Source organism: Methylobacter tundripaludum SV96 (assembly GCF_000190755.2).
GTDB lineage: Bacteria > Pseudomonadota > Gammaproteobacteria > Methylococcales > Methylomonadaceae > Methylobacter_A > Methylobacter_A tundripaludum.
In genome coordinates, this window is the sequence record NZ_JH109152.1 from 2798670 (window position 1) to 2820772 (window position 22103).

Annotated in this window: 18 protein-coding genes; 17 read left to right on the forward strand and 1 reads right to left on the reverse strand. The window is 48.9% G+C overall.

The features are described 5' to 3' along the window. The first annotated feature begins 137 nt into the window (after positions 1 to 137). The 17 genes from METTU_RS12545 to METTU_RS12620 all read left to right on the forward strand — a co-directional run bounded on the left by METTU_RS12545 (position 138) and on the right by METTU_RS12620 (position 20887). Positions 138 to 2417: a DNA translocase FtsK gene (locus METTU_RS12545; RefSeq protein WP_006892041.1), complete on the forward strand. Its 2280-nt coding sequence runs from the start codon at positions 138 to 140 to the stop codon at positions 2415 to 2417. A gap of 2 nt (positions 2418 to 2419) precedes the next feature. After that, a complete protein-coding gene (locus METTU_RS23675) occupies positions 2420 to 2596 on the forward strand; it encodes a hypothetical protein (protein ID WP_006892042.1) in 177 nt (58 codons plus the stop codon). Positions 2597 to 2783: 187 nt separating this feature from the next. Continuing rightward, positions 2784 to 3170 carry a CBS domain-containing protein gene (locus tag METTU_RS12550; RefSeq protein WP_006892043.1) on the forward strand — a complete coding sequence of 129 codons (387 nt, stop codon included), beginning with the start codon at positions 2784 to 2786 and terminating at the stop codon, positions 3168 to 3170. A gap of 251 nt (positions 3171 to 3421) precedes the next feature. After that, on the forward strand, positions 3422 to 4540 hold the full coding sequence (gene hrcA, locus METTU_RS12555; protein ID WP_006892044.1) for a heat-inducible transcriptional repressor HrcA: 1119 nt from the start codon (positions 3422 to 3424) through the stop codon (positions 4538 to 4540). A gap of 114 nt (positions 4541 to 4654) precedes the next feature. Next, positions 4655 to 5266 carry a nucleotide exchange factor GrpE gene (gene grpE, locus METTU_RS12560; RefSeq protein ID WP_006892046.1) on the forward strand — a complete coding sequence of 204 codons (612 nt, stop codon included), beginning with the start codon at positions 4655 to 4657 and terminating at the stop codon, positions 5264 to 5266. A gap of 71 nt (positions 5267 to 5337) precedes the next feature. Further along, complete coding sequence (dnaK, locus tag METTU_RS12565) at positions 5338 to 7272, forward strand: molecular chaperone DnaK (protein ID WP_006892047.1); 1935 nt, start codon at positions 5338 to 5340, stop codon at positions 7270 to 7272. 201 nt (positions 7273 to 7473) lie between these two features. Then, positions 7474 to 8604, forward strand: a complete 1131-nt coding sequence (gene dnaJ, locus METTU_RS12570; protein WP_006892048.1) for a molecular chaperone DnaJ — start codon at positions 7474 to 7476, stop codon at positions 8602 to 8604. 3 nt (positions 8605 to 8607) lie between these two features. Beyond that, a complete protein-coding gene (dapB, locus tag METTU_RS12575) occupies positions 8608 to 9411 on the forward strand; it encodes a 4-hydroxy-tetrahydrodipicolinate reductase (RefSeq protein WP_006892049.1) in 804 nt (267 codons plus the stop codon). Between the two features lie 473 nt (positions 9412 to 9884). Continuing rightward, the gene (locus tag METTU_RS12580) at positions 9885 to 11126 is read left to right on the forward strand and encodes an exonuclease SbcCD subunit D C-terminal domain-containing protein (RefSeq protein WP_006892050.1); all 1242 of its coding nucleotides are present in this window, start codon (positions 9885 to 9887) and stop codon (positions 11124 to 11126) included. Then, a complete protein-coding gene (locus METTU_RS12585) occupies positions 11126 to 14908 on the forward strand; it encodes an AAA family ATPase (protein WP_006892051.1) in 3783 nt (1260 codons plus the stop codon). The genes METTU_RS12580 and METTU_RS12585 overlap by 1 nt, the downstream gene beginning before the upstream one ends. 102 nt (positions 14909 to 15010) lie before the next feature. Next, the gene (locus METTU_RS12590) at positions 15011 to 15820 is read left to right on the forward strand and encodes an NAD(+)--dinitrogen-reductase ADP-D-ribosyltransferase (protein WP_006892052.1); all 810 of its coding nucleotides are present in this window, start codon (positions 15011 to 15013) and stop codon (positions 15818 to 15820) included. 11 nt (positions 15821 to 15831) lie between these two features. Further along, positions 15832 to 16716, forward strand: a complete 885-nt coding sequence (gene draG, locus METTU_RS12595) for an ADP-ribosyl-[dinitrogen reductase] hydrolase (protein ID WP_006892053.1) — start codon at positions 15832 to 15834, stop codon at positions 16714 to 16716. Between the two features lie 158 nt (positions 16717 to 16874). Next, a complete protein-coding gene (locus METTU_RS12600; RefSeq protein WP_006892055.1) occupies positions 16875 to 18206 on the forward strand; it encodes a magnesium and cobalt transport protein CorA in 1332 nt (443 codons plus the stop codon). Positions 18207 to 18326: 120 nt separating this feature from the next. Next, on the forward strand, positions 18327 to 19049 hold the full coding sequence (locus METTU_RS12605; protein WP_006892056.1) for a TSUP family transporter: 723 nt from the start codon (positions 18327 to 18329) through the stop codon (positions 19047 to 19049). Positions 19050 to 19063: 14 nt separating this feature from the next. After that, complete coding sequence (locus tag METTU_RS12610) at positions 19064 to 19654, forward strand: DUF502 domain-containing protein (protein ID WP_006892057.1); 591 nt, start codon at positions 19064 to 19066, stop codon at positions 19652 to 19654. 26 nt (positions 19655 to 19680) lie between these two features. After that, the gene (locus METTU_RS12615; protein ID WP_006892058.1) at positions 19681 to 19884 is read left to right on the forward strand and encodes a hypothetical protein; all 204 of its coding nucleotides are present in this window, start codon (positions 19681 to 19683) and stop codon (positions 19882 to 19884) included. Positions 19885 to 20077: 193 nt separating this feature from the next. After that, positions 20078 to 20887, forward strand: a complete 810-nt coding sequence (locus METTU_RS12620) for a hypothetical protein (RefSeq protein ID WP_006892059.1) — start codon at positions 20078 to 20080, stop codon at positions 20885 to 20887. 72 nt (positions 20888 to 20959) lie between these two features. On the opposite strand, the gene METTU_RS12625 is transcribed toward METTU_RS12620, so the two are convergent. Further along, positions 20960 to 22087: a sodium ion-translocating decarboxylase subunit beta gene (locus tag METTU_RS12625; protein WP_006892060.1), complete on the reverse strand. Its 1128-nt coding sequence runs from the start codon at positions 22085 to 22087 to the stop codon at positions 20960 to 20962. Positions 22088 to 22103 lie beyond the last annotated feature (16 nt).

Sequence of the window (22103 nt, forward strand, 5' to 3'; positions counted from 1 at the left end):
ACTGTTTTATCAGCATGGTCGACGGATGATGATGGAAATGCCAACCGGCGTTTATTGCGGACATTACTAATGTAAAACATCTCATTATTGATCTATAATTATGTTTTATTGGTAATTTATGTGACGAGTTGTTAAATATGGCTGCTGTAATGGAAGAAAAAACCTTTCGCGGTTTGCGTGAAGTTGCTTTATTAGGCTTTATTGCAGGCGCATTATTCTTTTTAATTTCGCTGATCACTTTTAGTAACGAGGATGCGGGCTGGACGCACAGCGGATCAGTGCAGACAGTCTCTAACGCTTGCGGTGTCTTTGGGGCGTGGATTGCTGATTTCATGCTCAGCTGTTTCGGTTTGGTCGCTTACCTGTTTCCGGTCATTATCTTTTGGCAAGGTTATCTAGTTTACACGCAGGGCAGACAAGGCCGAGAAAAAATGATTATCGCGCTGCAATGGATAGGGTCGATAGCGACCATTATTTCAGGCGCGGCATTATTGAACTTGTATCTATTAAGAATAGGGATCGAACTGCCCAGCAACACCGGCGGTATTTTAGGCCAGGAAACCGGCAATGCATTGCTGGTGGTGTTTGGTAATTCGGGGGCGACGTTATTTTTATTGGTGATTTTATTGGCAGGAGTTACCTTGGTTACCGGGCTGTCATGGGTCGCGCTGATAGATGTTATCGGTAAATATACCGTGTTTATATGCCGGATTCTTTGTAGCAGCGTCCTGGGCTTGTTGCAGGGACGTTCGGTTAATCGCGTCCAGACGCTGGTTAACAACCCAGGAAAATCGGAACTTAAGAGAAAAATTAGCGCTAAGGTCACACCGGCTATCGAAAAGCCTGTAGAAAAAATAGCAAAAAACACGCTTCCACCCAAAAAACAGCCGGTCATTAAATATGACGCCAGCAAAGGCGTGTTGCCTTCCCTGGAGTTGCTGGATCACCGCGATACCCGCGTAATCGGTTATTCGCAAAGCGAATTGGAAGACATGTCGCGCTTGGTGGAAGAAATTCTGGCCGATTTTAATGTTGCTGTCACTGTTGTCGGCTTTCACCCGGGTCCCGTTATCACCCGTTTTGAATTGCAACCTGCGGCTGGCGTTAAAGTCAGCCGCATCAGCACCCTGTCCAAAGATTTGGCCCGGGCATTGTCGGTTACCAGCGTTCGTATCGTTGAAATCATCCCCGGCAAATCCGTAGTCGGCCTTGAAATTCCCAACCGGGAACGGGAAATGGTGACTTTGCGCGAGTTATTGATCTCTGCGCCGTTTGAAAAATCCAAATCCATGCTGACCCTGGCGATGGGCAAGGATATTTCCGGTACGCCGATGGTTGCCGATCTGGGCAAAATGCCCCATGCGCTGGTCGCAGGTACCACCGGTTCCGGTAAATCGGTCGCCATCAACACCATGATTCTCAGTCTGCTTTATAAAGCGACGCCGGAACAGGTGCGCTTGATCATGATCGACCCGAAGATGCTGGAGTTATCGGTTTATGAAGGCATTCCGCATTTATTGACCCCCGTAGTAACCGATATGAAGGAAGCCAGCAACGCGTTACGCTGGGCGGTTGCCGAAATGGAAAGACGTTACAAGTTAATGTCCAAAATGGGCGTCAGAAATCTTGCCGGATTTAACCAGTTGATAGAAGACGCGACCGCAAGAGGCGAGACCATCAGGGACCCGATGTTTCAAATGATCAATCCTCTGGAAGAAGGCGAAGAGTATCCCACCTTAAGCACCCTGCCCAGTATTGTCATCGTCATCGACGAATTAGCCGACATGATGATGATCGTCGGCAAAAAGGTTGAAGAACTGATCGCCCGACTGGCGCAAAAAGCCCGTGCGGCCGGCATTCATTTGATTCTGGCCACGCAACGCCCATCGGTTGATGTATTGACCGGCCTGATCAAAGCCAACGTGCCAACCCGGATTTCATTCCAGGTGTCGTCGCGCATCGACTCGCGCACCATCCTTGATCAAGGCGGGGCAGAAACCCTGTTAGGCAACGGCGATATGCTGTTTTTGCCTTCAGGCACCAGTATTCCCATTCGTGCTCACGGCGCTTTTGTTGATGACCATGAAGTGCATCGCGTGGTTGAATTTTTAAAACAAACCGCGCCGCCAAATTATCTTGAAGACATTACCCGTGAGCTTTCCGATTCCGGTGATGGCTACAGCATGAGCGGCGGTGGCGGTAATGGCGATTCCGAAACGGATGCCTTGTACGACGAAGCCGTGCAATTTGTCACTGAAACCCGTAAGGCCTCAATATCCAGCGTACAAAGACGCTTTAAGGTCGGCTACAACCGCGCCGCAACGATGATTGAAGACATGGAGGCGGCTGGCGTTGTCAGCTCTGCGGAAAGCAATGGTTCAAGAGTCGTGCTGGCGCCGCCACCGGTAAGAGATTAACGATGAACATTGCGTTAATCGGAGTCGCCATCGGGCTGATGGCGACTCTGGGCGGTATCGTTATTGTCAGACGCAATTCTCCTCAGCAACCGATACCAGTCAAGGCCGTGCTTTTCGGGCTTTATTTCTGGGGGTTGGTGTTTTTACAGCTGGTTGTATTCGTGTTGTTCATGGGCTAAAGCATAGGCTGGTGTAATCAGTCCGGGCTTTAGACAAGGCTGTATGCACTAGGAAGTGCAGCCAAAAACGCCTCTTTTGGCGCCTATTTTTACTTACTAGAGATTGCGCTCAACAAGAGTGCGGCGGATAACGGTGTGGCAAGGTCAATGCCCACATCTTCCTGGTTTTACGTTAGGCGTTAATGCTATGGATAAACCAATATCATTGCTAATGAATAAGCACATTACGACCGTAGATATTAACGATACTATCGACCAGGTTGAAAAGATAATGGATTCGCACAAATCAACGTGTGCGTTGGTTATCGGTTCGGATCAGAGTTGTTTCGGTGTAATCAGTTATCCAGATATTGTACATTTCCATGAAAGGGGAAAAAATCCAAAAACCGAGCGGGCATGGGAGTTGTGTACGCATAAGGTTATTGAAGTAAGCCCGGAGACATCTGCCAGCGAAACGGCTAAGTTAATGTTAAAGCATAAAATCAACCACATCGTCATAACAGAAAATAAAATAATAAAAGGCATCGTCTCATCAATTGATTTTGTAGGGGAGTACTTGAAACAAAATGTTTAACAGGTCGTTCAATAGTCTACTTACGCCCTGGAAGGCTTTGTTGGAATCATAGCGACGGTTTCGATGAGGTAAAAAATAAAATCGTCTGGAAAAGACGGCAGTAAGTTTTTGCAAGGATAAGGCTTACATATATGAGGAAGAATAAACATTACCCGGGCTTTTAGGTTTGTTGACAATAGCCCGATGAGCTGATACTTTGCCTCGCTGGCACTCGTCTTAATGGAGTGCTAAATTTGGTTGCAGAGGTTGGTGTGGGTAATACGCAGTTTTTAAATGAGCGGTCGTTACAGCTATTGAAAACGCTGGTCGAGCGTTATATCAGTGATGGTCAGCCGGTGGGTTCGCGGGCTTTATCAAAAGATTCGGATTTAAATTTAAGTCCGGCCACTATTCGCAATGTCATGGCTGACCTGGAAGACCTGGGGCTGGTACATTCACCGCATACTTCGGCAGGGCGGGTGCCTACGGTTAGCGGCTATCGCTTGTTTGTCGATACCTTGTTGACGGTTAAGCCGATGGAGTCGAAAGACTTAACCCGGCTGCACCAAGGCTTGTCGTTGAACGAGGACAGCAGCGATATGATCGGCGCTGCCTCGCGCCTGCTGTCGGAATTAACGCAAATGGCCGGGGTAGTGACCTTGCCCAAAAGAGAGCTGGTCTGTTTACGGCATATCGAATTTCTGTCTTTATCTCACACCCGCGTATTGGTCATTTTTGTTACCAATGAGCAGGAAGTCCATAACAAAATCATCCATACCTCCAAAGTATTCAGTCCCGCCGAGTTACAGCAGGCGGCCAATTACTTGAATTCAATTTATTCCGGCCGCAGTCTTGATGCGGTGCGAAAAGCCGTTTTAAAAGAATTGCAGGAAGATCAGGAACGCATGACAAATCTGTCTGGAACAGATTTGCATTTACCCGAAGGGTGTCGGGCAGGAAAGCCCGACATGAACCAAGGCATGCTGGATGCGGTAAAAATGGCGCAACTGGCGTTCGATCAGGACAATAAAAAAGATGATTACGTGCTGACCGGAGAAACCAATTTAATGGGTTTTTCCGAGTTGTCGGATATGGAACGGCTAAAAAACCTGTTTGAAGCGTTCAGCCAAAAGCAGGGCGTTATTCATTTGCTGGATCAATGCATGAAAGCCGACGGCGTGCAGATATTCATCGGCGAAGAGTCCGGTTACCGGGCTTTCGATCATTGCAGCCTGGTGACCTCATCGTACTCGGTTAGCGACGAAGTGGTTGGGGTATTGGGCGTCATCGGGCCGACGCGCATGGCCTATGAAAAAATTATTCCTTTTGTCGACGTTACGGCAAAATTGTTGGGCGCCGCCTTGAATCCAAAATCAACGACCCCACTATAAAATAACGCAACTATTCAGCAGTTTTGAAAAATGGAACGCCTACTTTTGGCATCGGCGTTCTATTGTATTGGGTGCTGAGTCACATTAATTTTAAATATTAAGGAGCTATAAATAATGAGTACTGATCAGGAAGCGCCTGAATCTCAGGTTAAAGCTGAAAACGGAACGGCTAATGAACAGCCGCATACCGAGTTAGCCGAGCACGAGCTTACGATTGAGGAGTTACAGCAGGCCTTGGCCCAAGCTGAGCACAAAGCTCAGGAGAACTGGGACAAAGCGGTTCGCGCACAGGCGGAAATGGAAAACCTGAAAAGAAGAACGCAAAAAGATCTGGAAGATGCGCACAAATTTGCGCTGACAGGCTTTGCGAAAGAATTATTGCCGGTATTAGACAGTCTGGTGTTAGGTTTGCAGGCTGCGACAGGCGATAGCGAGGAAGTGAAAAAATTCCGTGAAGGCAGCGAATTAACGATTAAACAGTTCGAATCAGTATTTGCAAAATTCAAAATTGAAACGATTGATCCGATCGGCCAGCCGTTTAATGCCGAACAGCATCAGGCCATGGCCATGCAGGCCGTAGACGGCGTAGAGCCGAATACGGTGGTTAACGTTTTCCAAAAAGGTTATATGTTGAACGGACGCTTACTCCGTCCCGCCATGGTTTTGGTTGCCAAAGCAGCCGAAAAAAAGCCGACAGATACTCCTAGCATCGATGAACAGGCTTGAAATTAAACAAAGCAGCCTCATATTTGTAACAACTTTTACTTTTTTAAATAAATTCAGGTCTGGAGAATTCAATGGCTAAAATAATCGGCATAGATTTAGGAACCACAAACTCGTGTGTTGCGGTATTGGAAAACGGCGTCGCAAGAGTAATTGAAAACAGCGAAGGTGCGCGCACTACGCCTTCCATTATCGCTTTTACCAGCGACGATGAAGTGTTGGTAGGTCAATCGGCGAAACGTCAGGCCGTTACTAACCCAAAAAATACCGTATTTGCGATCAAACGTTTGATCGGTCGCCGTTTTAAAGACGATGTCGTACAAAAAGACATCAAAATGGTGCCTTATAAAATCGTCGAAGCTGAAAACGGCGATGCCTGGGTTGAAGTTCATGGCAAAAAAATGGCGGCTCCCGAAATTTCAGCACGTATTTTGATGAAGTTGAAAAAAGACGCCGAAGCCTATTTAGGCGAAGAAGTCACCGAAGCGGTCATTACCGTACCGGCTTATTTTAACGACTCGCAACGCCAAGCGACCAAAGACGCCGGTCGTATTGCCGGACTTGAAGTTAAACGTATTATCAATGAGCCGACGGCGTCAGCATTGGCTTTCGGCATGGATAAGCCTAAAGGCGACACCAAAATTGCAGTCTATGACCTGGGTGGCGGTACCTTCGATATTTCCATTATTGAAATTGCCGAAATAGAAGGCGAGCATCAGTTCGAAGTGTTATCGACCAACGGCGATACCTTCCTGGGCGGCGAAGATTTCGACTCAAGAATCATTGAATTTTTGGCCTCAGAATTCAAAAAGGAAAGCGGCGTTGACGTTCATAACGATCCGTTGGCCTTGCAGCGTTTGAAAGAAGCGGCGGAAAAAGCCAAGATCGAATTGTCTTCAAGCCAGCAAACCGACGTGAATCTGCCTTACATTACCGCAGATGCCTCAGGTCCCAAGCATTTAAACGTTAAATTGACCCGCGCCAAACTGGAATCGCTGGTTGAAGAGCTGATTAACCGCACTAAAGGCCCTTGCGAAATGGCGCTGAAAGACGCGAAGTTAAAGGCATCGGATATTAATGACGTGATTTTGGTAGGCGGTCAAACCCGTATGCCGAAAGTACAGGAAATGGTAAAAGCCATTTTCGGCAAAGAACCGCGTAAAGACGTTAACCCTGACGAAGCGGTCGCTTTAGGCGCGGCGATCCAGGCGGGTGTTTTGGCGGGCGACGTTAAAGACGTGTTGTTGCTGGATGTTATCCCGTTATCGCTGGGTATCGAGACAATGGGCGGTATCATGACCAAGCTGATCGAGAAAAACACCACGATCCCGACCAATGCATCGCAAGTGTTCTCTACCGCGGACGACAATCAAACGGCAGTGACAGTTCATGTATTGCAAGGTGAGCGCGAAAAAGCGGCGGCGAATAAATCGCTGGGACGTTTTGATCTGGCCGATATTCCGCCAGCACCGCGCGGCATTCCGCAAATTGAAGTTGCATTCGACATTGATGCCAACGGTATTTTGAACGTGTCGGCCAAAGACAAGGCGACCGGCAAAAAACAATCGATTGTTATCAAAGCCTCCAGCGGTTTATCGGATGATGAAGTTGAACGCATGATTAAAGATGCCGAAGCACATGCTGATGAGGACCGTAAACTGACAGAATTGGTTCACGCTCGCAACCATGCGGACGGCATGATTCACGCGACTGAAAAATCACTGAAAGAATTGGGTGATCAAGTCGGCGCTGATGAAAAAACCAGCATTGAGCATGCGATTGAGGCACTGAAAGCCGCAGTTAAAGGTGATGATAAAGCGGAAATTGAAGCCAAAACGAATGACTTAACCGAGTTGTCCGGTAAGCTGGCCGAACGCGTTTATGCACAAAAATCGGCGTCTGAAGGTGAAGCGTCCGGCGCTCATGCTTCTTCAGAGCATCATGCTGCGGCGGATGACGGTGTTGTCGATGCCGAGTTTGAAGAAGTTAAAGATGACGATAAGAAGTAAAATGTAGGTCGGGGGTAGCTTACCCCCTATGCATTAACTTAAGGCATAAAACCACGAAGAACACGAAGCTCGCGAAGAAAAAAACTTCGTGTCCCTTCGTGTTCTTTTTGCGGTTTAGTAACCTGTCTCTTATCCTCTTTACGAGTATCTCGGACAAAATCAGATGATAATCACCAAAATCCAACAATAGACTATTGAACCATGGCAAAAGAAGATTTTTACAAGCTTCTCGGTGTAGACAGAAACGCCAGTGATGCAGAAATTAAGAAAAGCTATCGCAGCAAGGCGATGAAGCATCATCCGGATAGGAATAAAGACAATCCGGTGGAAGCTGAGGCCAAGTTTAAGCAGATTAAAGAAGCTTACGAAGTGTTATCAGATCCTAAAAAGCGTTCCGCTTATGACCAGTTCGGCCATGCCGGAATTGATCCTTCGATGGGCGGCGGACGTTCCAGCGGTTTCGGCGGAGCTGAAAGTTTCAGCGATATTTTCGGCGATATTTTTGGCGGAGGAAGACAACAACAGCGAAGCAACGTTCAGCGCGGCTCGGACCTGCGTTACAACCTGGAATTAACGCTTGAAGAAGCCGTATTCGGCACCGATGCCAAAATCCGCGTGCCGGTGCTGGTCGCCTGCGGCGAGTGTAGCGGTTCCGGCGCCAAAAAAGGTTCAAGTCCCGTTATCTGTTCAACGTGTCACGGTCACGGCCAAGTCAGGATGCAACAGGGATTCTTTTCGGTTCAACAAACCTGTCCAACCTGCCGCGGTACGGGCAAACAGATCAAAGACCCTTGCGGCGCGTGTTACGGTCAGGGGCGAGTCCAGGAAAATAAAACTCTGTCGGCAAAAATCCCGGCGGGTGTCGATACCGGCGATCGCATACGTCTGGCCGGAGAAGGCGAAGCCGGAGAGTTCGGCGGCCCGGCAGGCGATCTTTACGTTCAGGTTCAGGTAAAAGATCATCAGATTTTTACCCGCGACGGCGCGAATTTATATTGCGAAGTGCCGATCAGTTTTCCTACCGCCTGTTTGGGCGGCGAGTTGGAAGTGCCGACCTTGAATGGCAAAGTGCTGTTGAAAATCCCTGCCGAAACGCAAACCGGAAAATTATTCAGGCTGCGCGGAAAAGGCGTCAAGCCGGTCAGAGGCGGTCCGGTTGGCGATTTACTGTGTAAAGTGCAGGTTGAAACACCCGTGCATCTGACCAAAGAACAAAAAGCCTTGGTTGAGCAGCTCAGCGAATCCCTATCCGGCGGCGGTAAACACCACAGTCCGCAAGAGTCTTCATGGACTGACGGCGTAAAAAGCTTTTTCGATAAACTAACAGGATAAGTCATGATGCGTATTGCTGTAGTAGGTGCGTCCGGCCGCATGGGCCTTTGCTTGATTAAAGCGGCGGCGCTGGATAAAAAGGCCGAATTGGCCGTTGCCGTCTCCCGTCCCGAAAGTCTCGCCATAGGCCGCGACGCGGGTGAATTGGCCGGTATCAGCGTGGTCGGCGTTAAAGTCGTCGATGACTTGGCGTCCGTTGTCGATCAATTCGACGTATTGATCGATTTTACCCGCCCCGATGCCTCAATGGCCTTTATCGAGACCTGTCGGCAGGCCGGAAAAAAGCTGGTCATCGGCACCACCGGTTACAGCGATGCGCAAAAAGCCCTTATTTCTGAGGCGGCTAAAGACGTAGCGATCGTGATGGCGCCCAACATGAGCGTCGGCGTCAACCTGTCGCTTAAATTGCTGGAGATGACCGCCAAAGTCATGGGCGATTACACCGATATTGAAGTGATCGAAGCCCATCACCGGCATAAAGTCGATGCGCCGTCCGGCACCGCATTGCGCATGGGCGAAGTGATAGCCGATGCCTTAGGCCGGGATTTAAAAGACTGCGCGATTTACGGCAGGGAAGGCAATACCGGCGAGCGGGACAGAAAAACCATCGGTTTTTCAACCATTAGAGCCGGGGATATTGTCGGCGAGCACACCGTCATGTTTGCCGATGACGGCGAGCGCGTGGAAATCACCCACAAAGCCACCAGCCGCATGACCTTTGCCAATGGAGCGGTCAGGGCGGCGGTTTGGTTGGCTGATAAGGACAGTGGTTTGTATGACATGCAGGATGTTTTGGGGCTTTCCTAAAGATCAAAGATCGGTCGTAGTCGTAGGTCGGGTTAGCGTAGCGTAACCCGACATATCGAAGAGAAAAATGTCCGGCATAAATAGCAGTCCGATCTTCATAGCTACCCGACAACATGCTTTATTCGAGGCTATATGGTTATATGTTACTTCTCAGACAATAATGCCATTGCCTTTTCGCTGTTAATCCAATATTTCCCGTTATTCATAAGCTTGATCTGCTCCAGCATAAGAAATATATCCTGGCATTGTAGATTTGGGTCTGAACGGACAACGCAAGTTTTGTACTCCAAAAAACATTGATGCCGGAGTTCAACGCTTGCTTTGCAGCTTAAATAACCGGCCATCGTCAAGGTTTCTCACGATAAGGCTTCCCGAACATTGGAGCAATCTTGCCGGTTAAAAAGATTGATCCGCTACAGACAGCTTTTCTTTGTTATATTGCTTACCATTAAACCCTTTAAAACAGGCAACCAATGTTAAGAATATTTCACACCGCAGACTGGCATCTTGGGCATCATCTGCATGGCGTATCAAGGCAACTGGAACATCAGCAGTTTCTGGACTGGTTGTTGGATGAATTGCAAACCAAACAGGCCGATGCGTTGATTGTTGCCGGTGATATTTTCGATTCGGCAAATCCATCCTCCGCCGCGCAATCTCAGCTTTATGACTTTCTGGTCAAAGCCAGAACCCGGCTGCCGAATTTGAATATTATTTTAATCGGCGGCAACCACGATTCTGCGTCACGGCTGGATGCTCCATCGCCGATACTCAATGCGCTGGGCGTTACCGTGGTCGGCGGCTTGTCGCGCGACGCTCAGGGCAATATCGATTGGGATCGCTTATTGGTGCCGCTGACCAATGCGGCGGGCGAGGTTAAAGCCTGGTGCGGCGCCATGCCGTTTTTACGCAATGCCGATTTACCCGGAAGCGAGCAAGACACCGATCCGTTAATCTCCGGTATGAAAACGTTGTATGCCGAGTTGTTTGCGCAGCTGCAACAAAAGGCGAGTAATGCCGAAAGCCTGATCCTGACCGGGCATTGTTATATGGTCAACGGCGCAGTGTCCGAATTAAGCGAGCGCAAAATACTGGGCGGCAACCAGCATGCACTACCCGTCGAATTATTTCCCGACGATATTGCTTACGTGGCATTAGGCCATTTACATCTGGCGCAAAAAGTCGGTTCGAATGAGCGCATTCGCTACAGCGGTTCGCCGATTCCGCTGTCGTTTGATGAAACCGATTATTCGCATCAGGTTGTTCAGGTCGATGTGAAGGCCGGTCAGCCGGTTGAAATCGTCGCCGTTAAAATCCCCCGCAGTGTCCAATTATTAAGGATTCCCAACGGCAAAGATTTTGCCGTGTTGTCGGATGTGATCGGGCAGTTGGAAAAACTGACTCTCGACGATCTGCCGATAGCACAAAGACCTCTGCTTGAATTGCGTATCAGGCTGGAAAAGCCGGAGCCCGGATTGCGGCAGCAGATTGAAGAAGTGATCGCCAAACTGCCGGTGCGCTTATTGAAAATATCCACCGCTTACAGCGGCAGCGAAAAAAGTCTGGCCGATTTAAAAATCGAAGAACGCCTGGAGGAATTGCAACCGCTGGATGTTTTCCAGCGCTGCTATCAAAACAAATATGACAAGGACGCGCCCGAAGCCATGAATGCGCTATTTAACGAATTGGTTGAAAGCCTGCAAGGAACAGAATAATGCGCATTCTAGCGATACGCGGAAAAAACCTGGCAAGCTTGGCCGAACCGTTTGAGATTTTGCTGAATTCGGGGCCACTGGAGCAAGCCGGATTATTCGCTATTACCGGACAAACCGGCGCCGGTAAAAGCACGATCCTGGACGCCTTGTGTTTGGCGCTTTATGACAAAATCCCGCGCCTGCCGGACGGTCACGGTTTTGCGGTAGGCCATAAAGACGAGGATGAAAACCTGCGCGTGGTCAGTACTGACGTGCGCTCGATATTACGCCGGGGCACCAGCAACGCTTACGCCGAAGTGGATTTTATCGGCAAGGACAAGCACCACTACCGCGCGCGCTGGGAAGTCAGCAAAGCTAGAGGCAAAGCGGACGGGCGCTTGCAGGCGCAAGAAATCACGTTAAGTAAAATTGACGACGGCCAGCGCATCGGTCAGGGCAAGAAAAACACGCTGGAGAAGATCTGCGAACTGATCGATCTTAATTTCGACCAGTTCCGTCGTTCGGTGTTATTGGCTCAGGGCGATTTTGCCGCGTTTTTAAAAGCCAAAAAAGACGAGCGTTCCAGTTTGCTGGAGCGCATCACCGGCACCGAACTTTATTCCGAACTGTCCATCGCCGCATTCGATCGGGCCAGGCAGGAAAAAGACGCGCTAAACCTGATTACAAGCCGAATGCAGGATCAAATCCCGCTGGATGAAGAAGCCCGGCAACTGCTGGAACAGCAACGGGATCAATTCACCAGCCAGTTGGCCGATCTGGATCAACAAATCGCAAGCAACCAAAAAATCATCGATTGGTATGCCGAACTGAAAAAACTGCAAGAAGCCGAGCGAGTTGCCCGTGACAATTTTGCAGGTAGTCAACAGGCATGGGATGCGGCAGAAGTCGAGCGGCAACTCATGCAAAAAGTCGAAGCCGCGCAGCCTTTAAGGCCTCTGTTAGCTCAGTACCAAACGGCAAATGCCGAGCACCTTGATGCCCAACAAAAACTCAAAGACAGCGTCGATCAGCAAGTCGCCGCTGATATAAAACTGCAAACGGCAAAGAAACAGCTTAGCACTCTGGCAGGTGCATTAGCCGAAGCCGAACAGCAACAACAGCAGGCGCAACCGGTATTAATTAAAGTGCGGGCCTTGGATACCCGTATCGATGTTATCCGGAAAGCTGTCGGCACGTTGTCCGTAGAAGAAAATCAATTGCTTCAAGCGTTGGACGGTGCCGAAAAAGAATATCAAACCTTATTGAGGAGGCAGGCCGAACAAACTGCCGCACTGCAACAGCTTAATCTCTGGCTGGAACAAAATCAGGCAATTAAGCCTGTTGCTGCCGAATGGAGCCGATGGGATGCCGAGCTGGAACGCTATCAAACCTTGAACGCCCGGAAAACAGATGACGCACTTAAAGCGGAGCAGTTAAGGCTGGCGGTGGCCAAGGATGAGCGCAGTCTGGCAGAGCTAAAGCTTGCGATTGAGGATAGTCACAAAAAACTGGAACTGCATCAACAGGCGCTGGCGCAACTGAAAACACAGGACAGTAAGCAATCTCTCGAAGACCTGCATCAAATAAAAGATGAACTTGAAATCAAGCGCGGACAGGTCGCCCAAGCACTGAGTCTGGCGAATAATGCACAGGAGCTGCAACAGGCTATCAAGCAGGATGCGACCAAACTGGAAGCTACCGAGCAGACGATTAATGAAGGCGCGTTACAACTGCAAACATTAAACCAGCAACAGATGACTAATAGTGTTGCTCTGAGCGAGGCAAAAAAAGCCTTGGATCTGATACAGGCGACAACGCATAAAAACGCCGAACAGTTCCGTTCCTTGTTGCAGAAGGATCAGCCCTGTCCGGTTTGCGGAGCGCTTGAGCATCCCTGGAAAGATCAGGTCTGCATAGGCAATGAACATGCGGTAGCGCAGTCAGCTCGAGTCGGGGAGCTGGAAAATCTGAATGAAACACTGATTAAAGCTATCGTCGAATTGACCAAAAGCATCAGCCAAGGGCAAGAGCAAAAAACAGCGCTGGCCGAAAAGCTGGCCGAGGCGCAGACCAAGCTGGCTCAATGCGGCAATGATTGGGCCGTATTAGCTATGCACAATAAGGTCGCATCGGTTCCCGACCGATTGCGACACTTCCACCATCCTTGGCAGTCGCCTGATTTTTCCATCACCGATATTCAGCTTTTGCCTGCACTTAAAATTCAAAACGAGCAAATCAATTCTGCGTTGGAGCTAACCAAGCAACAGGAAAAAGCGGCTCTCGAATTACAAAGACAGCTTAAAGCGGCACAGGATTTATTCGATGCGAATCAGCGGAATAAGGAAAAACTGTCTGCAGAATACGCCACGATGGATAAGCAGTACGCCAAAAATAAAGCCGACCTAGAATATGTCACAGCCGGAATTCAGGAGCAGGAACAACAACTGCAAGCGATTGTCGATTTGTTGGCGACACCGTTCCGGCAGTTGGAAAACTGGCCATCTCGTTTGCAGGATTCCACCGCAGCATTCAGGCAAGATTGCGCCGTAAAAGCGCAGCAATTCCAGGGTACCGAACAGCAGATTGAAACCGCTGCCAAAGCCTTGGAAAAAATCAACCATGATGAAAAGCTCGCCGAGCAGGCACTGAAACAATGTCAGCAACAACACCGGCTTAAACAGGCAGAGTTGAAGACACAAACCGAAGAACAGCAAAAACTGTCAGTCGAACGCGACGCGGTGTTGCCAAGGGTTACCGCCGACAGTTATGAGCAAACCGTTAACCAAAACGTACAGACTGCAAGAACTGCTCACCAGCAGGCCGGTCATACCGTCAGTCAGGCGGAAACGGCGCTGGCGACCCATAAACAGAATCAGCAGCATTGGCAAACCGAGACCGGCAGACGCTACGACAACCTGGAAAAAGCCCTAAGCGCGCTGAACCAGTCGCTGGAAAAGCAAGCTATCGATCTTGAGCAGTTAAGCCGGTTGCTGGAAAAAGACGAGCACTGGCTGGCCATATGGAAAACCCAAATGGCGACTCTGGAGCGAGGCCTGCAAGAGTCTGCGGCCTTGTTAAAAGTTAAAGCCGACGATTGTTTGAAACAACAAAGCCATCCTGTCGAAATACCCGAAGAAGACGCCCATAAACTGTCGGCCGAATTACAGCAGCAAAGACAGGCCACCCATACCCAAAAAGAAGAGCAGGTCATACTGCTGCGGGAAGACGATAAAAAAATTGCAGCCGGGCGTGCCTTGAAAGCAGAGCTGGACAGCCAACAAGACCGTTGGGTGCAATGGGAAAGCCTTAATGACACCATCGGTTCGAGAAACGGCGCAAAGTTTCGTACTTTCGCCCAAAGCCTGACTTTGGAAGCATTGCTGGCGCACAGCAATCAGCATCTTGAAGACTTCGCCAAACGCTATGCCCTGCAGCGCGTACCGGGCAGCGATCTGGAGCTGCAAATTATAGACCGCGACATGGCCGACGACGTGCGCAGCGTACACAGCCTGTCCGGCGGCGAAAGCTTTCTGGTGTCGCTGGCGTTGGCCTTGGGTTTGGCGTCCTTGTCATCCAACAAAACCCAGGTTGAATCGCTGTTTATCGACGAAGGCTTCGGCAGCCTGGACCCGGAAACGCTGGACATAGCCATCGCCAGCCTGGACACCCTGCAAGCCTTGGGCAGAAAAGTCGGCGTTATCTCGCATGTGCCTATTTTGGTTGAACGGATTGGTGCCAAGGTGGTAGTTGAAAAGCAGGGCGGGGGGCGGAGTAGTGTTGTTATTGTTGGTGGTGGGTATTAAATCGATTCGGGATATGTCGGCACGCAGTCTCTGGCTAAACGGACAATTTAATGTAAAGATTGTTTTATTCACTCATTGCCTGAAGACTTTCCTGATCAACCAATGCCCGATATTTCCCAACATGGTCACAGCACCAACTTAATCGGTTTGGCGACGGCTTGCATGGCCAGCCATGCCTTTAACGAAAATCCCAAACCCTTGCATATTGCAGGCACCCGCGAATCGGCTTCAGGCTTGTTTGAGCAATTGCTCAGGCAGCCGACACGCGATGACTGCGGCCGGATATTTCAAGACTATATGTGTATTGTTTTCGGCTTTGAAACGGAACAACGATTATGCAACGATCATTCGGGAAGGAGACGTTACCGTAACAGTTACCTCAGGTTAATCCAGGATTGGGGGCTGGATTCGAACAATGCCCAGGGCGCGGTTTTTAAAGGCTGGGTCGAAAGCCGCTTCGGGCTGTTTCCTACTTATCATAAACAGCAGATAGCCAGTTTCATCAGCAAGGACTGGATCATGTATATCGAAGAAAAGATGAACAGTCGTTATCACAACAACTGCATTTACATGCAGCTGGATCTTCTTTACGAATATTGCCAGTGGGTTATCGAACGTTTTCAGTTTCCGGCGGCGACGCATAAAACCCTTTATCGCGGCGTCAATTCACTGGACGATGATTGGCTGGTTCTGGATGAGGATAAAACCCATAAAATCGTGCGATTCAATAATATTGTTTCCTTTACCGACCGCCGTAGCATTGCCAGCGAATTCGGTGCGTATATTCTGGAAGTTGAAGTGCCGATGGTTAAACTGATTTTTTTTAATGAACTGTTGCCGCATCATGCCTTGCACGGCGAAGCAGAATACTTGGTGATTGGCGGCGATTATCGGGTCAAAGTGCAGCGTTAAGGGGGAGAAAGATGTCGACAGAGCAACTATTGAACAGGGCGTTGGGAGCCTATTTGGGCTTTGCCTGCGGCGATGCGCTCGGGGCGACGGTCGAGTTTATGTCGCCGAAACAAATCCAGAAACGCTACGGCGTGCATCGGGATATTATCGGTGGCGGTTGGCTGGGCCTGGAAGTGGGCCAAGTCACCGACGACACGCAAATGTCGCTTGCACTAGGACAGGCCATTATCGATCACCAGGGCTGGAACATTCAGGCCGTCGCCGATAATTTTGTCGTCTGGCTGGAAAGCGGTCCGCCGGATATAGGCGATACCTGCCGGCGCGGCATCATGCGCTATCGGGATAGCGGCGAACTATACGGTTTGCCTCGCGATGGCGATGCGGGAAACGGCGCATGCATGCGCAACCTGCCGGTTGTGCTGGCGACCTTAAACCGGCCGGACTGTTTCAGCGAATGGAGTTTGCAACAAAGTCATATTACCCATAACCACCCGTTGTCCAATGCGGCCACCTTAACGCTGGGACGGATCGTCAACCATTTGATTAACGGGCTGGATACGGACGCTTGCAAACAGGAAGCCGAACGGTTGATCGGTCAACATGGCGAATTCGCTTACAGCCCTTATCCGGGCAAAGCCTCGGGCTATATTGTCGATACCGTGCAGACGGTTTTGCATTATTTTTTCAGCACGGACAGTTTTGAAGCCTGCCTGATTGCCACCATTAACCAGGGCGGCGATGCCGATACCACCGGCGCGTTGGTCGGTATGCTGGCAGGCGCAAAATACGGCGTTGGACAGATTCCGGAGCGTTGGTTAAAGCAATTGGATCAGCAGGTGCCCGAGCAAATACGACAACAAACGACTGAACTTATCCGGCTGGCGGAGTCTTTGTAAAACGCATAAAGAAACGCGGTAAGGCGTAATTTGCAGGGGCTTGTATTACCGGGCATAAAAACCGCGACAAATCACAGCGCTTTGATAGAATTACCTTGATTTCAATTGCCCTGATTCTTATCGTCAGCCCACCTACTGCGCTAAGCCATTATTCTGACATGCAAAAAGAACCAGCCGCCAAATATTACAATAGCCATCAAGCTGTGCTTGATCTTTTGCAAAAGCACAAGCTTATCGCAGACTTGGTGCATAAACAGGACATGCCGCATCATGGCTTGGTGGAAGCGCTGGTTCGCAAAGAGAACATGGCGCAATTGCAGCAGATACTTAATCATTTGCCGCCTTCGGAAATCGCCCATATTCTGGAAGAATTGCCGCCGGAAGATCAATTGCTGATCTGGGAACATCTGGATGATGACCATAAGCAACCCATTTTGCTGGAAGCTCCGATTTCCGTGCTGCAAATTCTGGGCAAACAAGACTACAAGACTGAAAAATCCAGAGTCAAAGCGTTTAATTTGCACGAAGGCCGCCTGCACGAGATTTCGATTAATACGCCCCAGGATTTGCTTGAGGCCAAGCCTATCTGGATAGATCTGGTTGCGCCGACGTTTGAGGATCGAATATGGGTTGGCGATATTTTCGGCATAGAGATTCCTGACCCGGATAAATTGAGCGACCTGGAATCAAGCGCCCGGTTTTATGTGGAAGAAAACGGTGAAATTCACTTGCATTCGGATTTCCTGCTGGACAAGGATGACGTGTCACGCAACGTCGCCGTCGCTTTTATCCTGTATCGGGATATTTTGTTCTCGATTCGTAAAGAAGAGTTGCCGATCTTCCGGCTTCAGCGTTTACGCGCGCTTAGCCAACCCAATTATGTTTCCGACTCAAGGGACATGTTGCTGGATCTTTACGCCGCCAATGCCGAGTATTCGGCTGACGCACTGGAGGAGGTTTATCTTGCTTTGGAAGTGGTTGGCAATCAGGTGCTTAGTAAGCAGATTAGCGATGAGGACGCCGCTAAGATATTGATTAATATTGCCAATGAAGAGGATCTGAATGGCCGGATCCGCAGGAACGTGATGGATACGCGTCGCGCGGTTTCGTTTCTGATGCGCAGCAAGATTCTTGCAAAAAACCAACTGGAGGATTCCCAACAGATCCTGCGCGATATTGAATCGCTGGACGGCCACACGGCATTTCTTTTCGACAAGATCAACTTTCTGATGGATGCTTCCGTGGGTTTCATCAATATCAACCAGAATAAGGTCGTCAAGCGATTGACCGTCGTTAGCGTTGTGTTTATGCCGCTCAATGTATTGGCCGGTATTGGCGGTATGTCCGAATTCTCAATGATGACGCAAGGAATTGCCTGGCCCGTCTCTTACAGTATTTTTACCATTGGATTGGTGGTTGTCGGCTGGCTTACTTTTGCCATTTTACGGTTTCTTGAAAAGCGCGAGCACGGCAAATCAGGCAAACGCTAATGCGGTAAAAGGAGAAAGGGTGATGCTTTGCCCTAACGGAAATCGGGAATCATCAATTCGCTTAGTTTCGGCCTCGGGTATAATGACGGGCTGGAATAACATCAATCTAAGAGGAACATAATGCCGGTCGATATTTTACTTACAGTTGTTGCAACATCCGTTATTCAGTCTATTTTTGGGGTAGGCGTGTTGTTATTTGGCACGCCCCTGTTGCTTTTGCTCGGTTATGATTTTGTCGATGCACTGGGTGTGTTGCTGCCGGTTTCCATTGCCATAAGCGCTTTACAATTTCTAAGGCATTATGAAGATGTTGATACCGGGTTTTATAAAAATGTACTGATTTACAGCATTCCATTGGTGGTGCTGTTTTTAGTGGTGGTCACTACGGTCAAAATCAATATCAGCCTGGTCATTGGCCCGTTACTGATTTTTGTCGCGTTAAAAAACTTTTCAACGGTTATTGATAGGGCACTACAATCCGTCGTCAAGTATGAAAGAATTTACCTGATGGCAATGGGCCTGGTTCATGGGATGAGCAACTTGGGCGGTTCGATGTTGACCGTGATAATTTACAGCAAGCACTATCCCAAAAACAAAACACGAGTGACCGCTGCGGCCAGCTATGCGACGGTTGCCTTATGTCAGTTGGCAACGTTGTTGTTTATCGGCAGTGAGTTTACGGTGTCATTTGCAGACAAGATCAGCTTTATTCAGGTTGCTGTGGTGATGTTTTTATTGACTGAAGAAATGCTTTATAACGGGATCGATAATGAAAAATACAGCAAGATTTTTGCAATGTTTTTGTTTGCGTCCGGCATCCTGTTAATAGCGAAATCCTTATAAAACTGGAGAGAAAAATGAAAGAGTTAATTAAAAGGCTGTTGAATTATTTCCTGATCGGTGTTCTTGCGGTGATTCCCATTGTGGTTATTTTACAAATCATGATTTTTGTAAAAGACCGGGTTTCCGATTTGTTTCAAATGGTTTACGGCTATGCGGATAATTATCTCTATACGATTCTGGTTTTCGCGGTCAGTTTTTTTATCCTGGTCTACATCGGTCGAAAATTAGTCCAGGAAGGCCGTTCCTGGGTTATTGGCGCGTTTGATCATGTTATTGAGCGAATCCCATTGATCAATACGCTTTACCGGGTGCTTAAAAAAGTGATCAATATGTTTTCATCCCATGACCGGACTATCGCTAAGGAAGTGGTTTATGTCGAGTATCCAAAAGATAACATGTGGATGACCGCTTATGTTACGAACCGGCACGAAGATAAATACGTGTTGTTTATCCCTACATCGCCTAACCCGACTTCCGGTTATACGGTGATTGTCGATAAATCGAAGATAATTAAATCAGCCATGAATATCGAAGAGGCCAGCAGTTTTATCATCAGCGTTGGCGTTGATTACGGTAAGGTCTCGGAAATGAGTCAATTGCCCTGAATTTGAACCGCAGAATGGAAATATAGATGAAATTATTAATTAGCGTGGCGGCGATCCTGGTGCTGGTTTCAATCTCCGGTTGCGATAAAGACGATAAGCAGGTTAAAGCCGCCGAAACAGGGCTGTTAAAAACTCAGCTGGAAACTTTGGAGCAAGCCAAGCAGGTTGAGCAACAGGTTCAGGATGCTGCGGAGCAACAGCGTCAAAAGATAGAGGCGGGAACGCAATAACCTGCGGGCGTTGTTTCGGTTCGTCCCGCTGTGTTATGCGATGACGGCGGATGTAAAAAACGCCTCTGCAGAAAAAGTCGCCTTAAGCATTTTCGATTGATTTTATTGACTTTAAGCCCCTTGTTTGTTATGAATGATCCTGCCTTTATCGGCAAAAAATAATAATAAACAATTACATAAGAGGGGGACGGGTATGAAATCTGATAACAGCACCAAAACAGGCAAGCTGGCTAAATTAACTCAGCTGGAAGCGGAGGTGGCTAAGCTTTCCGAGCAGCTGAAAACAAATAAGAAAACTATTGTTCTGCTGAAAAAATCTTTAACGGAGCGCGATTTAAAGATTCATGAATTAGAATCGAAATTGATATACGCTCAACAATCGTTGTTGAAAAAAACGGTATTTACAATTCATCAATGCAGGGATCAAATCAAAAACGGAATTGACGAAAAAATAATCAACCCTGCTTTAGCGCAAATTCAACAGCAGATTGAGGTCATTCAGGACATTGTCTGTGAAGCCAAGGACCTCATCAGCAAGAAAAAAATGCTGATTCACGAAAATATTCAAACGACTTCAAATAGAGTCCATCAATGCCCTGATCAAGCGATAAGGTATTTTGAAAAATGGCTTGTCGAGCCGGGCAGGCTAGCGGTCAATGAAGTGGTTGGATTGATCGACAACAATGTAAAAAACGGTCAGGATCTGGTCGAGCAAAAAATCATCTATCCAGGCAAACTGTGCTACGACAAGGTTGTTGAAGTTGCGCAGGCGCTACCGACGCAGAGTCGGGTGATTTTTCAAGTGTGGTTGGCGGATCCCGCTATGCAGAAAATAGGAGCGTTGCCCGTTATTCGAAAGGAGCTTGGCGTCAATGCAGGCGCATTAATGAAACGATTGATTGACCAGCTAAAATCCGGAGCAGAACAGGGTTTTGAGCATGCAGTCGATGCCGTAAAAAAATCATCCTTTTGGGATGGAAAGCGGAAGATGGAAGCGGCTTAGGTCAAGTCAGTCTTTCAGGCATTTAACAACGACGAGGCGACCGGGGTTGGTCGCCTGTCTCTATTGGCAAGATTATTTAACCAAACTCAATAAAACTCCCGCCGCTACCGCAGATCCAATCACCCCGGCAACATTAGGCCCCATGGCATGCATCAGCAGGAAGTTATGCGGGTTGCTCTCCAATCCGAGTTTGTTAACTACTCGTGCCGCCATCGGTACTGCGGAAACACCGGCTGCGCCGATCAGGGGGTTAATCGGGGTACTGCTGAATTTATTCATGATTTTCGCCATGATCACGCCGGCCGCCGTGCCGATGCTGAAGGCAATCGCCCCCAAAGCCAGGATACCCAGCGTTTTGACCTGCAAAAAGGCTTCGGCGCTGAGCTTTGAACCTACCGCTAAACCCAGGAAAATAGTGACGATGTTGATCAGTTCGTTTTGTGCGGTTTGACTCAAGCGTTCGACCACGCCGCAGGCGTTCATCAGATTACCCAATGCGAACATGCCGATTAAGGGCGCGGCTGACGGTAACAACAAGGTGCAAATAACCAGCAGCATTAACGGGAAGACGATTTTTTCGGTCTTGCCCACGACGCGCAGCTGTTGCATTTCGATTTTGCGTTCATCTTCGGTGGTTAAGGCGCGCATGATCGGCGGCTGTATCAGCGGTACCAGAGCCATGTAGGAGTAAGCCGCAACCGCAATGGCACCCAACAAGTCGGGCGACAGTTTTGAGGCCACATAAATAGCGGTCGGGCCGTCGGCACCGCCGATAATGCCGATTGCGGCGGCATCTTTTAAAGTAAACTCCAGTCCCGGTATGGCGTTGAGCGCCAGCGCTCCCAGCAGTGAGGCAAAAATACCGAACTGCGCCGCAGCGCCCAGCAGCAATGTTTTAGGGTTAGCCAACATCGGACCGAAATCGGTCATTGCGCCTACGCCCATAAATATCAGCAACGGAAACAGGCCGGTTTTAATGCCGTAATACAGGTAGTACAAAATACCGCCTTCCTCGGCGATACCGGCAACCGGGATATTGCTGAGGATGGCGCCAAAGCCTATCGGCAATAACAGCAAGGGTTCGAAGCCTTTTTTGATAGCCAGGAACAGCAGCAAAAAGCCGACCAGCATCATAAAGGCCTGACCACCGGTAAAGTTGTAAATACCGGTGCTGTGCCAGAGTGAAATGAGATTTTCCATGGGATGACCCTTCTAT